Raw genomic sequence first — 15,106 nt, 5'->3', positions numbered from 1 at the left:
CAGGGTTACTCTGTCTCCGTCTCCGCCTCGTTCGATTCGCCAGGCTCCACCAGGTGCCAAAAAAGGCGTTAACGCCTCCGCCAGTCTGACAAAATCGCGTGTATCCATGGTGTTGATTTCGGCAAGTTTCAGTTTGGGAGACGTGACACGGGTTAACAGCGTGGTGACTGAATCCGCATCCATATTCAGCACGTTAACTAGACGCAAGCCACGCAGCGAACCGGCCTGTTTGATCTCGTCGGTAATAGCCACGCAGGTGATCGTCTCAGCACCTCGCGCAATGGGGGTAATCAGTGTTACGGCGTTATCGTTTTTCTTACTCATCTTTAGTTCTCCAGGCGGCCAGATTGACCGCCATCAGTGCAGTTAATCAGCTACCGAGGCCCAGCGTAGAGGTAATGCGATCCGGGTAAATGTTTTTGCCGTCTTTCTTGTAGATAAAGTTCAGCCAATCAATTTCGATAATCGGTTAATCGTCAATCGACAGCTTGTAGTAGGTGTTTTTCAGCGCATAGGTAACAGAGGTGTCATCGCCTTGTTTGGCTTCACCGCTGTCAATTTCAGTAACACGCCCGCGCATTTCGACTTCCACTAACAGACTTTCTCCGTCGGTGTAATATTCACCGGCAAAGCGCAACCGGGTTTCATCAATACCGCCGCCGTATTCCTGCAACAGCTTCTTGACCATACCGCCGACCACCATTGACGCGTCCAGTGCGCCAGAATCTAGACCGAGATCGGCGGCCGCAGAGCCAATCATGCCGCCGCCCTGAAAATATTCCGTCTTGCGGGTCAGTTTGGGCAGCGTGACAGAAACCACTTTGCCAATTTGGTTATTGCCGTTCACAAAGGCGGTGAACAGGCGCAATTTATGCGGGATTGCCATTATTCACCTCCCAGCGATGCAAACGCGGAGGGCAAAGTATTCATCCGTGAAGGTCTGGTGCAGCGTCAGATCTTCCAGCGGTGGCACTGGCGTGTAGTTTGTAGCGCACGCGCACTTGCCCCTGACGCAGCCCCGGAGTGGGGTTGTCCACGATGTCAAACCAGCAATCCGCGCCAATCAGTTGCCCTTTCGTCACAAGCGAACTGAGTTTGCCTGCAATACCGCTAACCACGTCTTTTACGTTGGCCGGGGTAAGCGGTTCATCCACGCTTTCAAATTGTGCCTCGGCAATGCTGTCAGCAAGAATTTGCGCCGTGCGGGTATACACCTCAAAGATGTATTCACTGGTTTCAGTGGTGCGGTTGCCCCAGAAGCGAAAGCCGTTGCGCTTGATCAGCGTAGTGATCTCTTTACTGTTCAGTTCGTTGGCGTCGCTATCTTCCGCCTGAAGTGACCAGAACACATCACGCGAAATCCCCAGCACGTTATTCACTGGCACGTTTGGCAGTGACTTGTGCCAGCCCTGATCGTTATCGATGGCAGCGCGTAAACCGCACGCATACGCCGGGGCCGGGAAGGTTCCATTCTCACCGGTCAACGAGTTATAGGCGATAAAGTCCGGCCAAATCAGCATTAACTCGCGATAGGCGATGGCCTCCGCCATTGTCGTGCAGCCATGGCACCCGGCATAAACGAATGCCCGCAGGTTCTGAGCAATCCCGCATAGCGCCGCGGTCACTTCCTCGGTGCCGTAGTCGGGAACGGCCAGTACACGCTGGCGATAGTCAACTTTTGCTTCCGCTGTCAGTAAGGCATACATGCCGGTATAGCTGCCGTCAGCCAGCGTGCCGCCCATAATTAACTGAGATTGCGTCTTTTCGCCGTCTTCCGTTGCTGCCGCGACACGCACCACAATGACTTTGGGGCTGGTCTGGTCAGAAATGGCTTTCAGAGTTTTGTGCAGGGAGCCGGTTTTACCCGCCTTGCCAAGTACACTTTTAACCCGCGGCAGTAGCACGGGGGTATTCAGGGGAAAGGTGTCCGGGTTTTCGTCATCCGCCATACACACCACGCCAATCACACTGAAATCAATGTCATTGATCGCGGTAACGAGGTCGGTATTCTCGCGAACGCGTGCACCGTGGAAACGTGTCTCTGACATGTTAACCACCATTACGTTATTGAGTTCGTGGTGATAATCCCCCATGTCTCACCGCGACTCACGCCCTTTACGGTCTGACAAACTGGCGACAACAAAAAGCCATTTTTCCCCGCTCGCGCGCGTGAAATCATGCGACAAAACAAGGGGGCGATATGACACTTTCAGGATTAGCAGACACGTTGAGCAGTAAGGTCACGGATTACAACAACACGCTTACTGATGCGGTAAAAGTCCCGGCGTTTAACGTGACGTTGGGCGGGAAATCGCTTAAAGAATTGAGCGTTCGTGTAATGTCACTTTCACTTACCGATAATCGCGGGTTTGATGCTGACCAGTTCACGATCTCACTAGATGACACTGATGGCCTGATTGCTCTGCCATCGCGTGGCGCAGAGATTGCCCTGTCCATAGGCTGGCTGGGTGAGCCATTGATTTACAAGGGGCTGTATACCGTTGATGAAGTCGCCCATGAAGGTCCGCCGGATGTGCTTAACATCACAGCCCGCAGCGCGGATTTTCGCGACGAATTTAACGTGAAGCGTGAGGTGTCCTGGCACGATGTTACCGTCGAACGTGTGGCGTCGGCTATCGCGCATCGCTACGGGTTGAAAGCGCAAATCAGCGAAATGCTGATGAACATTGAGATCGACCACGCCGACCAGACACAAGAAAGCAACATGTCGTTTTTAACCCGAATGGCTGAAATGTTGGGCGCGATTGCCACGGTTAAAAATGGGGCATTGTTATTTATTCTGCCTGGCGGTGGGGTAACGGCATCAGGCAAGGCTCTGCCCTCAGCCAGTATTACCCGCAGCAGCGGTGACGGGCACCGCTTTCGTATTGCTGATCGTGATGCCTATACTGGTGTGCGTGCCTACTGGCTGGATCCCAACTTTGGCAAAAAAAGAAAGTCAGCGTAAAACGGCGCAGAACCAAGGCCAAGCCGAAAAAGGAGAAAAGCAGTAGCCGTGAGGGTGAATACATGGAAGGGGCCGACGGCAACGTGTATGTGCTGCGTAAAACCTACCAAAATGAAACCGCCGCCAAACGCGCAACAGCGGCAAAATGGCAACAGCTTCAGCGGGGTGCGGCCGAGTTCTCTATCACCCTGGCGCGCGGCCGCGCTGACCTGTACCCGGAAATGCACGTTACTGTGGCCGGCTTTAAAGCAGAAATTGATAATCAGGAATGGATTATTTCACGCGCGGAGCATGTGATTGACGGTAGCGGCTTTACCACACGTCTGGAACTGGAAGCGAAAATATCTGACTGGATTGCAGAAAGTGAATAGAATAACAGTGAGTTCAACTCCCGCGGGGGAGATCATTATGTTTACCTGTCCGTTTTGCGGCGCTGTGGCCCGCACCCGTACCAGTCGCCGCCTAAGCGACATGACAATCCGTCAGTATCATCAGTGTCAAAATCTGGAATACAGCGAGACTTTTACCACGCTTAATACCGTAGAACGCCGGGTTTCAAAGCGCGCTCGGGAAGAACCGTTGCCGCCTGACTTTATCCCCCAGGATGCTTTTCCAGCATCGCATTACGGGCGGGATCAACTGAACTTAGCGCTTTAATCAAAAAGCCCCTCAATCATCAATTGCGGGGCTTTTGCTGTTTGAAATTGTTCATGGTGACTTAATAATAAGCCCTACTCTGTTTAAGTGCGCTTGTTCTACACAAAAACGGCGCTGCCACTCTGCTGCCATTTTGCTGCCACTAGCAGAAGCAGATCTCAGATAACAAAAAACCGCCTCTCGGCGGTTAATGACATTGCACATAAGTGCTTATTTTAATTCATTTTATTCAATGGTGCCCAGGGCGGGACTTGAACCCGCACAGCGCGTACGCCGAGGGATTTTAAATCCCTTGTGTCTACCGATTTCACCACCCGGGCGAAAATTGGAGGCGCGTCCCGGAGTCGAACCGAGATAGGCGGATTTGCAATCCGCTGCATGACCACTCTGCCAACGCGCCTTTATTTTGCCTGCTGACCTGATAACTCTGGTCATATCAACAAGTTTTTAGTTATAACCCATTGATTAAAATCTAATTTTTCATTTCCGTTTCAGGAATGGACGCTATTATGGACTGGTTACGCGCCGATGGCAAGCCCTTTGTCGCTGGGATAAAACTGAACGCTCAAAAGCTCGCCACGGTAGTCTATTATTTATAATTCTCGCTTCATTTAGCAGCAAGATGGTTGTTTAGTCGGCACATGTTCCTGTGTCCACGCAGCATTTACGTCGCCATCCTGGCCAACCGTCAATGCTGGATAGCGGCAAAAGCGTACAACATCGCCCACCACCAGTAAACCTGGCGACTGAGGTTGATACAGCGCCAGTAGTCTCGGCAATGTCGCTAGCGTTGCTGTCAGTAACCGTTGCTGTGGCTGAGTGCCACGTTCAATAATCGCTAACGGTGTAGTGCCGACCATGCCATGCGTGATGAGTTGCTGAGAGAGTCGATTGGCATGACTTAATCCCATATAGAACACTAACGTCTGTTCACCTCGCGCCAACATCGGCCAGTCAAGTTCAGCCTCCCCCTCTCGGCTGTGCCCGGTGATAAAGCGCACAGACTTGGCACAGTCGCGGTGTGTTAACGGTAGCCCTACCGCTGCGGCGCAGCCCGTAGCGGCCGTGATGCCCGGCACAATACAGCAGCGAATACCTTGCTGCTGCAAGAAATCCATCTCTTCACCGCCGCGCCCAAAAATGGAGGGATCACCGCCCTTTAGCCGCACCACACGTTGCTGAGCTTGCGCCAACTCCGCCAGCAGTTGGTTGATCTGGGTTTGCGACAGTGGGTGACGACCACGGAACTTGCCAACGTCAATACACAGTGCAGTGGCAGGTATCAGCGCCATAATCTGCGCAGAAACCAACCGGTCATGCACAATAACATCTGCCTGCTGGATCACCCGCAACGCTTTCAACGTTAACAGTTCTGCGTCTCCAGGCCCGGCACCAACGAGCCACACATCGCTAGGGTTAACTGCCTCCCCTGCCAGAACAGGGTGGTTTTTCGTTACTTTTCTCATAGATTATCTTTATCCCGTTATCCAGCGTGCCGCAAAGCGATGGTTTCACCGTGTTGTCGTATCAATGCTTTAAGTTCAGGAATACATGAACTGCAGTTGGTGCCGCATTTGAGCTGAGCGCCCAGTGCCGCCTCAGTCTGGCAGCCACCGCGTATCGCCTGCAAAATCGCATGCTCTCCTACCCCGAAGCAACTGCATACGGTTGCCCCCGTCGCGTCCTGTTCTGTGCAGGCTCCGCCAGACAGTAAAATCCGGCTGCGCTCAGCAAGCGGCACCTCGTCATTCAAAAAAACCGCATGGATCACCGCACTCTCTAGCACCCGCGGTTCACGTTGCGCATAAAACGCAATCATGGCCTGCTGTTCTTTCCAACCAACGGCATAGAACAGTCCATCGCCACTCTGTGCCCACTGATAGGTCAGCCCCTGAAATGCTTTCCCCATCGATGCCGTAGCACGCATCAGCCATTGTCGGCCATCATCGAGAGGCTCACGTTCCGCTATGCGGTAATGGCTGATACCCATTGCCGTTATTTTGCTCCAGTAACCACAACGAGGCGGAGCCTGTTCCCCCAGCAGAAAAATCTCACCAAACCAGCGTGCGGACCACGGCTGTACACGTATGCACGCATGTTTGTTCTCCAGCTGTCCTGAATGAGGATCGGTCACCGGCGCAATCAGGCTCCCAACTCGCGCTTGTCCGCTGAACTGCTGATTCCAATGCATCGGGACAAAAACGCTACCGCGCGGCTGCCCGCTGTCCAAGTGAGCCTTGGCCAACAGCGAACTCAATCGCACAATCTCATCGGCGTGTATGCCGTTGTCAATAGCATCCTGCGGGTGCATCTCACAATAGGGTTCAGAAAGGTGGCGCAGCAACCGCGCTACTTTTCCCGTTCGAGTCATAGTGTGCCACTGATCGCGAATACGCCCGGTATTGAGCACCAACGGATATTGGCGGTCGGGAGCTGCAGCAGGCAGGACAGGTACGATCGGGATCAACCGCGCACGCCTATCTGGATGCCAGCAACGACCATCACTGAATAATCGCGCCGTTCCTTGAGCCGCATCCGCTGTCACCGGCCATTGGACAGGCGTTAACGCGTGCCATTGAGCATCACTCAATGTCGCCAACGCGCTGATATCAAAAGCACGCGCGCCATGATTTTCAAAGCCGGACAGCGCCGCATGTTCGCGAAAAATCTGAGCCGGATGGCTATAGGGAAATGCGGCGGTGAAACCGAGGCGCTGAGCAACCTGAGTGAGTATCCACCAATCCGCGCACGCCTCGCCGGGCACAGGCAGAAAGGCCCGCTGGCGCGAAATACGCCGCTCTGAATTAGTAATTGTTCCGTCCTTTTCCCCCCACGCTAATGCGGGAAGCAGCACTCGCGCGCATGCCGTGGTGTCGGTATGGAGCATCACATCAGAGACGATCACCAACGGGCAGCGCTGTAACGCCCGCCGTACGCGATCGGCATCCGATAATGAGACCACCGGGTTGGTCCCCATAATCCATACCGCTTTCACCTGCCCCTGTTCAATCGCCTGAAATAGCGGAACAGCGTTTAACCCAGAGTGTTGTGCCACTCGGGTGGTGCCCCAAAAACGCCCGACACGATCGATGTCCTGCGGCGTAAATCCCATGTGGGCCGCCAGTTGGTTGGCAAGGCCGCCGACTTCCCGCCCCCCCATCGCATTCGGTTGACCGGTTATCGAAAACGGGCCACTGCCGGGATAACCCAGCTTGCCTCTGAAAAGATGCGTGTTGATGATGGCATTGCATTTATCACTGCCTGAGGAAGATTGGTTGATCCCTTGCGAATACACCGTCACCACGTTGTCAGTGTCGGTGAACCAGCGGTAAAACAACGCAATGTCTTGCTGTGACAACGCGCAAAAATCGGCGACCTTATCAGATGTCCAGCTCTCCGCATGACTTAACGCCGTCTCGACATCGGTCAGGTCGAGACGACCTTGGTGCTTTTGCTGTGCCAGATAGCGCAATAACCCGTTAAACAATCCCGCATCGCTGCCGGGACGCAGTGGCAAATGCAAATCGGCAATATCGCAGGTTGCAGTTCGACGTGGATCGATAACGACAACACGGAGTGCTGGCCGCTGTTGCTTAGCGTGTAACAGTCGTTGATACACCACTGGATGGGCCCAGGTAGTGTTGGATCCCACCAACACTACCATGTCCGCCTGTTCGATATCCTCATAACTGCACGGAACCGCATCCGCACCAAAGGCGCGTTTATAGCCAATCACCGCCGATGCCATACACAGCCGAGAGTTGGTATCCATATTGGCGCTACCGATAAATCCCTTCATCAGCTTGTTTGCCACATAGTAATCTTCGGTCAGCAGTTGACCTGACCCATAGAAAGCCACCGCCTGCGGACCGTATTGGTCGATGATCGCGCGCAGCTCATTCGCTACCGTATCCAGCGCGTTGTCCCAGGCGACGCGTTTACCGTCGATCATCGGCCAAAGCAAACGGCCTGCCAGATCGAGCGTGTCCCCCAGCACCGCACCTTTGACGCACAGTCGGCCAAGATTCGCCGGGTGCGTTTTGTCACCGCTGATGGCGACCTGCCCTTCGGCTGTCACCTCTGCCAGCACACCACACTCTACGCCGCAGTAGGGGCACGTGGTACGGCAGGTGTTCATGATGCCTCCGCGACAGGCGAAAACTGTGTCATCGCACGATGTGCCACCCAGATTTTTCCCTGTTCGACCTTCACCGGCCAAGCGCGAACACGCAAGCTGTCATCATCAGGGTTGATACCATCTTCAAGCCGAATGCGTCGTTTATAGAGCGGCGAAATGACAACGGGCACACCGTCAACATCACCAACGATGCCGCGATACAATACGTTTGCCGAGCTCCCCGGTTCATGGTTGTCCAACGCATAGATGTGTGGTACATGCCCCGCCAGGTGAAACAGGGCAATTTGCCGTTCCCCTACGCGTGCCGCCATGCCTGCGTTGGGCGGAATATCCGCCACAGTGCCGACGCAAGTCCAGCCTTCTGTGGTCAAAGCCGATTCGGCCATGTTAATCGGCAGCGCATCGAGCAGTGCCGGGCGAAGCTGCCCGCGCTCAACAACCTGCACCACGCCTTCATCTGGCGTGTCACTATTGATAAAACCACGGAACAGTGCCAGGCGATCGGGACTTTCCAGCATGGTGCGCCATTCGCATTGATAACTATCCACCACCCGTTGCATGTCACTTTCCAACGTGTCGGCTACGCCCAGCACGTCATTAATGACGACCTCGCGCAGGTAGTCGATACCGCCTTCAAGATTATCCATCCAGGTACTGGTGCGTTGCAGGCGATCGCCAGTGCGGATGTAAAACATCAACAAGCGATCAATAAAGCGGATCAAGATTTCAGTATCCAAATCACTGGCAAATAAATCCGCATGGCGTGGCTTCATACCGCCGTTACCGCATACGTAGAGATTCCAGCCCTTATCAGTGGCAATAACGCCAATGTCTTTGCTCTGCGCCTCAGCACATTCACGCGTACAACCGGACACAGCCATTTTAATCTTGTGCGGCGCACCGCAATCCTTTGTAACGGTTCTCCAACTGGATCGCCAGTGCAGTAGAATCCTGCACACCGTAACGGCACCAGGTTGATCCGACACAGGATTTCACCGTACGCAGCGATTTGCCGTAGGCGTGACCTGTCTCAAACCCGGCGTCGAGCAGCTCCTGCCAGATGGCAGGCAACTGTTCGACCCTGGCCCCGAACAGATCGACCCGCTGGCCGCCGGTTATCTTGGTGTAGAGCTGATAACGCTGCGCCACCTGCCCAATGGCGATCAGCGCCTCGGGCGTAATCTCTCCAGCAGGAATGCGCGGCACCACCGAGTAGGTGCCGTCTTTCTGAATGTTGGCAAAGAAACGATCGTTGGTATCCTGCAAAGACAGATGCTGTGGTTGCAGCAGATAGTCGTTCCAGCAGGAAGCGAGTATCGAGCCCACCAGCGGTTTGCATATTTCGCAGCCACGCCCTTGCCCATAGTGGGCAATCAGGTCATCAAAGGTGCGAATGTCGTTGATGAACGCCTGGCGGTCATATGCAAAGTGCTCGCAGATGTCCTTTTTAACCTCAACCCCGGACTGCAACAGCTCGTGCTCCATGACCTGTTTAACCAGTGGCACGCAGCCACCGCAGCCGGTTCCCGCTTTGGTGCAGCTTTTTATCGCGCCCAACTCATGGCAACCGCTCGCCACTGCCGCGCAAATATCCGCTGACATTATGGCAGGAGCAAATCTGTGCCGTTGCAGGCAAGGCGGCCACCCCCATTCGCCGGTGCGCCTTCATGTGCGGGAAGAATAAGGTGTCTCTGGATGCGTGGGTAGCGTCATGTCGTTGAGCTTCATTTGCAGCAGCGTGCTGTAGTCACTGCTGTCACCTACCAACACCGCCCCCAGCAAGCGCTTGCCGTCCTGCGACACCACAATGCTTTTATAGACTTCACGCGGACCATCGTGCCATTGATAGTGCTGGCTACCGGCCGTTTTCCCGTGATCATAACCGATAGACGCCACCTCGACGCCGAGCAATTTCAATTTGGTACTCATATCGGCACCGGTAAACGGTTGGTTCTGCCCGGCGAGTCTGACCGCCACGCTACGTGCCATCTTGTAGCCGGGTGCGACCAGCCCGAACACTTGCTGTTGCCAGCAGGAGCATTCACCAATGGCGTAAATGTTGGCGTCAGACGTTTGCCCAAAATCGTCAATCACAATGCCGCCGCGCACACCGATCTCCAGCCCCGCGTCGCGGGCCAGTTGGTCACGAGGCCGAATGCCTGCGGAGAACAGCACCAGATCGCTCTCCAATTCACTTCCATCGGCAAAACACAGGCGATGCCGCGCCGCTGAGCCATCCACAATAGCCTGCGTCGCTTTCCCGGTATGCACTTGCACACCTAATGCCTCAATTTTACGCCGCAGCATCGCGGCACCGCCGTCATCCAGTTGCACAGCCATTAAACGCGGCGCGAATTCCACCACATGCGTTTCCAGTCCCAGTTGTCGCAGTGCATTGGCTGCTTCCAGCCCCAATAATCCTCCGCCTATAACCACCCCACTGTGCGATTGCACGGCGCAGCCCGCGATGGCATCAAGATCGTCCAGAGTACGATAAACCAGACATCTGGCACGATCGCTGCCCGCTAACGGCGGCCCAACTCGCCTCTTTGCTGGGCACAATGCTGATACCGTATTTCTTATCGAAGCCTTTTTCATCTGCAATGACGACCGAGGCGCAATCCGTCAGAGGGATAAAACCGACGCGGATCGTGGTTTTCTCCGGTGCGTCAGAACCGGCTGCCCAAACGCTATTCATTAACCCCGGTAATAAAAAGCTTCCGCCAAGTGCAGCACTTCCCGCTAAAAACTGGCGGCGGGAAAATGATTTGTTGTTTTTCGTCTCACTCATCAATGCGACCCTTACGTCAACAGCCGGTAGGACTGTAAAAAACAAAAAGGCGTCCATAAGCCATGCGCGAACGCATGCTGATGGACGCCTTTGCCCGTGTTCCCCCGCTACCGCCGTTGGCAAAAGAGGAACACTTAATAATGTTCAGTGGATGAACCCGTTGCGCTACCCGTTGTTTCGCAATGACTCATCGCTACGCATGTATAAAGCAACAACTATACCAACATCATTGCAACACAATAAAAATCAATGAAAGTGTGTAGCCAAGCACAATTAACACGATAATTTGCAGGGAAATAACAATCAGAACGATAGCGGAAGGAACATTGTCAGCGATCGGACGATCGGCATTCAGGCCGCGAAATAACGCGCAGGATTGCACTCTAATCTGGCAACGCGCGCACGATTAGTGTGCATATCAAGCCTGTTTCGGCCGCGTCAGGGATTGCTTTGGAACACATCCTCCACCGCTAGCATAGCAGTGGCAATCTCCACCAGCTTTTTATTTTGACTCATCGCCAGGCTACGCAGCGTTTTATACGCTTCATCCTCCGTCATGCCGTGATGCTGCATCAACATGCCTTTGGCACGATCGATTTGCTTGCGTTCGGTTAAAGAAGCACGCATTTCTGTCAGCGCACTGTCCAACAGCTGTAACCGGCGTGATTGCGCCTGCACCAGCGATAACAAGGAGCGCCCCAACTGTGGACAAACGCCATCGCTGCTGATCCACTGGGTTGCATTTTGTGATGCCGCCATCTCGTCACCCGGCATAAACACCGAATAACCATGCGTATGGTTCTGCTGCTGTTCAAGCAAACTTTCAACGCTGGCAGCCTGGTCGCGACAGGCTTCTTCTGCGGCGGTAATACGCTGCTGGCACAATGCCATCAACGTCTGCTCCAGTGCATCTTCCAGTTGCTTCATGCCATCAATACGCTCTGTTGCCAGCGCAAACCAACGCATGCTTTCTCCTGCGCTCAGAGCGCCTGATGCAGTGCGTGTGCAAGCAATACGCCGTAAGCGTTCAAATGGTGCCCAGTTGCTGCCAGCGCACTTTGTTTTCGTCATCGGCAAAATCGACAAAGGTATCGAAGCAACATTCTTGCCGTTCGATCAAATCCAGCAATGCCTGCTGGCGCTCGGGAGTAAACGCGCCCGTTGCAAAGGCCGTTGCGCCTAACGCACGCTCTTGCCCGGCAAATTCTTTTCCCTGCATAAAGCTGGACATCGCAATCAATGCCCGCGCAATGCCCAGCTCCGCAGCGGTATCAGACACTTCGAAAACCAGCGCCAACAGGTGGCGAATGGTGTCGTTGAATGCAGTCATCACGTCTGGCTACGCCAGACTGCGCTGCTTTATCTTATGGCGCAATGCAGGTAACAAACTGAGACTGTAGACCACACTGGCTGCCCGGCTGAATAGACGGCTCGCCTGCGGCAACAGATCGGCGCGTTGTTCCAGTTGCAACAGATGAGCCATCACCTGAGCTTCCGCCAGACCGACATCCTGCTCATGCAATGCCAACTCATCAGGTGTAACGCCCCCTTGTGCGCACAAAAACAGGTTTGAGGTTCCATGTTCTCGTTGCAGCATATGTACCAGTTGGCTGATCTTGCCGACCAACTCACCGCTTTGCAGCAGGCAGCGCAAGCTATTCAGTTCACACTGCCGCGAGGTCATCAAAAATTGCAGGGAGGTTTCAGGGTTCGCTACCATCAGCTTACTTCTCGCACAGGCCTTCTCATCGGGCACGCCGATCTCACAGCGATGACCGACTTCCATGCAAAGATCAAGCCAACCAACATGGTAATGTAAATAAACAATATTGCACAAAATAGTGTGACAATAATCAAGCCGATAAATAAGCAATAATGTTATTTACTGACAGGATAATTCGTTGCATTTGGGAGCCGTAATAGGATGAACCATTTAGAGCTACAAGCCTTGCGTCAGCTTTTTTTATGAGTATCGATGAAGCAGCCACCTATATTGCAAACGGTGCTGACAATGATGCCTGGCGTTTATGGGAAAACGGCACACACCCCATTCCGGCTGAGATTGTTGATACATTAACCGCAATGAATAAAAAACGTAAGCAACGGCTCAATGCGATCATCGAAAAAATTAATAACCGGATTGGAAATAACACCATGCGTTTTTTCCCTGACTATGCCGATTTACTCGCTGTTTATACCGAAGGCGATTATATCGAGTGGAAAATATATCAATCGGTTGCCGCTGAACTTTACGCACACAATTTGGAACGGTTATGTTAAGGATAATAAATGACGCACACGATTATTTTGGTCGGTCCGCGCGCATCCGGTAAAACTACCGTTGGAAAAATGCTGGCAGCCCGGTTAAATCGGCACTTCATTGACACTGACGATGTCGTGCAGAAAAAAACCAATAAAACCATTGCACAAATCGTTGATGAGCAAGGGTGGGAACGTTTTCGCGAAATCGAAAGCCAAATTCTTAAAGAAGTCATGCTGAGCGATGCGGTGGTTGCCACCGGCGGCGGCATGGTGATATCAGAAAAAAATCGTCACCAGATGAAAAATAACGGCATTGTGTTTTATCTCGCCACCTCTGCCGAAACCGTGGTGGCGCGCCTAAAATCAAACCCAGCGGTAAGCCAGCGCCCATCGCTCACTGGTCTATCTATTACCGAAGAGATTACCGGAATTATTGAAGAGCGTGATCCTCTTTATCTGGAAAGTGCACATTACGTTATTGATGCCAATGATGCCAATAAGGATAAAGCAGAAGTGTTACAGCAAATTTACGCTATCTGCGTTCCGTTATAATGTGCAAAAACGACAAGGAGATCCCTGTGTTTTTACCACACTCGGTTTCACCTTGAGAGATAAATCACAGATCAGGCATTTTATTATTTTGCTGGGCTCTACGAATAGTCACAGTGTAAATTAATTACTGCAAAATATTCTGGGGAATGTTACATATTCGTTTCTTTCTCATGGAGCGAATAGAAAGACATAGCGGATTTTAAACATGAATATTAACATCAATAACATTTATTTGGTGTGTCGATAGAAACAATCTATGAATTGATAAAAAAAGGAATTATTCATTTTTCGGTGGGATTGTTAGCATCAAAACATCTTAAAAATCGGCTGTAAATCTGTAGGTTATACCAATTTTAAACGGCAGGGTACCAGGGTAAGGCCGGTATTATGCATCGGGGCAGAAAAACGACAGGATTTCTTTTTTAACCTGCGTGTTTTTCTCACAAGGCTAACTATGAAAAACAAATATATACCAACCGCCTTCGGATTGTATCTCAACTATCTGGTGCATGGCATGGGCGTGATATCAATCAGCCTGAACATGCCTCACCTGGAACAACAGTGGCAGACCGACGCAGTAGGGGTTTCGGTCGTCATTTCATCGCTGGGCATTGGCAGGCTGAGTTTGCTGCTACTGGCGGGCATGCTCTCCGATCGTTTTGGGCGTAAGCCGTTCGTGTATCTGGGGATGATATGCTATCTCGGCTTTTTCTTTGGCATTCTCGGCTCACAAAGCATTGCTGCTGCCTATCGCTTTGGCTTTCTCGCCGGGATGGCAAACAGCTTCCTCGATTCCGGCACCTACCCGTCGTTGATGGAGGCCTTCCCCTCCTCCCCTAGCACGGCCAACATTTTAATCAAAGCCTTTGTCTCTAGCGGACAGTTTCTTCTGCCCATGATCATCAGCCTGTTGGTATGGGCGGATTTGTGGTTTGGCTGGTTATTTATCATCGCGGCAGGCATTATGCTGCTCAACGGCATTTGCCTGTTCCGCTATCCTTTTCCGGCACATCCGGGGAAACCGATACGCGAAGAACCACCTGCTGAAACCCCAGTGGTACGCACCGCCACACGATACGCTTGTTCTCTGGTAGACCTCACCAGCTATACGCTGTATGGCTACATCGCCATGGCGACGTTTTATCTTATCAGCCAATGGCTGGCACAATACGGCCAGTTCGTGGCGGGCATGAGCTACACCCAGTCAATAAAACTGCTCAGTATCTACACTATCGGTTCTCTGCTGTGTGTGGTGATCTCCGCCGTTTTAGTGCGAAAAACCGTCAGTTCCACATCGCTGCTGATGCTCTACACTTTTATTTCGTTCGTGGCGCTGCTTGGTGTGTGCCTGTATCCCAGCCCAAATACCGTTATCGTGTTTTCTTTCGTGATTGGCTTCTCCGCAGCGGGGGGCGTGCTGCAACTCGGGCTGACGCTGATGGCAGTGCGATTTCCCCATGCCAAGGGCAAAGCCACTGCTATTTACTACAGCGCAGGCAGTATCGCCACCTTCACAATCCCCCTCATCACCGCCAGACTTTCGCAAACCAGCATTGCCAGCATTATGTGGTTTGATACCGGGGTTGCTGCCGTAGGCTTTCTACTGGCGCTGTTTATCGGCTACCGTAATCGTAAAACCCGTGACAACCTTCTGACAGAAGATGCACCGCACGTTGACGGCGCACTGCGCCGCCAATCCTGAGAAACACCCTCTGTGCCTTTTGGCACAGAGGGGTCA

5 protein-coding genes, 2 tRNA genes and 8 pseudogenes are annotated in these 15,106 nt (G+C 52.8%); 5 read left to right on the top strand and 10 right to left on the bottom strand.

Features of this window, described 5'->3' with window-relative positions:
• Nucleotides 1-5: 5 nt before the first annotated feature.
• The 3 pseudogenes from ACMZI0_RS12385 to ACMZI0_RS12375 all read right to left on the bottom strand — a co-directional run bounded on the left by ACMZI0_RS12385 (nucleotide 6) and on the right by ACMZI0_RS12375 (nucleotide 2,048).
• Nucleotides 6-324, bottom strand: a pseudogene (locus ACMZI0_RS12385) (phage tail assembly protein).
• A gap of 46 nt (nucleotides 325-370) precedes the next feature.
• Nucleotides 371-886 (bottom strand): annotated as a pseudogene (locus ACMZI0_RS12380) (phage major tail tube protein).
• Nucleotides 886-2,048: pseudogene (locus ACMZI0_RS12375) on the bottom strand (phage tail sheath subtilisin-like domain-containing protein). Before ACMZI0_RS12375 ends, ACMZI0_RS12380 begins: the two co-directional pseudogenes overlap by 1 nt.
• Nucleotides 2,049-2,200: 152 nt before the next feature.
• Here ACMZI0_RS12375 and ACMZI0_RS12370 point away from each other — a divergent pair.
• Together ACMZI0_RS12370 and ACMZI0_RS12365 are read left to right on the top strand one after the other, a co-directional pair.
• Nucleotides 2,201-3,339 (top strand): annotated as a pseudogene (locus ACMZI0_RS12370) (phage late control D family protein).
• A 37-nt stretch (nucleotides 3,340-3,376) separates the two neighbouring features.
• A complete protein-coding gene (locus tag ACMZI0_RS12365) occupies nucleotides 3,377-3,625 on the top strand; it encodes an ogr/Delta-like zinc finger family protein (protein ID WP_415673175.1) in 249 nt (82 codons plus the stop codon).
• 233 nt (nucleotides 3,626-3,858) lie between these two features.
• Here the strand turns inward: ACMZI0_RS12365 and ACMZI0_RS12360 are convergent.
• From ACMZI0_RS12360 to ACMZI0_RS12330, 7 genes and pseudogenes are all read right to left on the bottom strand, one after another.
• Nucleotides 3,859-3,945, bottom strand: a tRNA-Leu gene (locus ACMZI0_RS12360).
• Nucleotides 3,946-3,951: 6 nt separating this feature from the next.
• Nucleotides 3,952-4,025 (bottom strand) — tRNA-Cys (locus ACMZI0_RS12355).
• A 211-nt stretch (nucleotides 4,026-4,236) separates the two neighbouring features.
• Complete coding sequence (gene cobA / locus ACMZI0_RS12350; protein ID WP_415673174.1) at nucleotides 4,237-5,091, bottom strand: uroporphyrinogen-III C-methyltransferase; 855 nt, start codon at nucleotides 5,089-5,091, stop codon at nucleotides 4,237-4,239.
• A 17-nt stretch (nucleotides 5,092-5,108) separates the two neighbouring features.
• Nucleotides 5,109-7,763 carry a molybdopterin-dependent oxidoreductase gene (locus ACMZI0_RS12345; protein WP_415673173.1) on the bottom strand — a complete coding sequence of 885 codons (2,655 nt, stop codon included), beginning with the start codon at nucleotides 7,761-7,763 and terminating at the stop codon, nucleotides 5,109-5,111.
• Nucleotides 7,760-10,298, bottom strand: a pseudogene (gene nirB / locus ACMZI0_RS12340) (nitrite reductase large subunit NirB); the annotation flags it as partial. The gene ACMZI0_RS12345 and the pseudogene nirB, both read right to left, overlap by 4 nt.
• Nucleotides 10,291-10,554 (bottom strand): annotated as a pseudogene (locus ACMZI0_RS12335) (ABC transporter substrate-binding protein); the annotation flags it as partial. The pseudogenes nirB and ACMZI0_RS12335, both read right to left, overlap by 8 nt.
• Before the next feature lie 438 nt (nucleotides 10,555-10,992).
• Nucleotides 10,993-12,274, bottom strand: a pseudogene (locus tag ACMZI0_RS12330) (nitrate- and nitrite sensing domain-containing protein).
• A 204-nt stretch (nucleotides 12,275-12,478) separates the two neighbouring features.
• Here ACMZI0_RS12330 and ACMZI0_RS12325 point away from each other — a divergent pair.
• The 3 genes and pseudogenes from ACMZI0_RS12325 (at nucleotide 12,479) to ACMZI0_RS12315 (ending at nucleotide 15,070) form a co-directional block, all read left to right on the top strand.
• Nucleotides 12,479-12,834 (top strand): annotated as a pseudogene (locus ACMZI0_RS12325) (YdiL family protein).
• 9 nt (nucleotides 12,835-12,843) lie between these two features.
• A complete protein-coding gene (gene aroL, locus ACMZI0_RS12320; protein ID WP_415673172.1) occupies nucleotides 12,844-13,368 on the top strand; it encodes a shikimate kinase AroL in 525 nt (174 codons plus the stop codon).
• 454 nt (nucleotides 13,369-13,822) lie between these two features.
• Nucleotides 13,823-15,070, top strand: a complete 1,248-nt coding sequence (locus tag ACMZI0_RS12315; protein WP_415673171.1) for an MFS transporter — start codon at nucleotides 13,823-13,825, stop codon at nucleotides 15,068-15,070.
• Nucleotides 15,071-15,106: the final 36 nt, after the last annotated feature.

This window comes from Symbiopectobacterium sp. (assembly GCF_047692315.1).
In the GTDB taxonomy this organism is placed as follows: domain Bacteria; phylum Pseudomonadota; class Gammaproteobacteria; order Enterobacterales; family Enterobacteriaceae; genus Symbiopectobacterium.
This window is presented reverse-complemented; position numbering and strand designations above follow the sequence as displayed.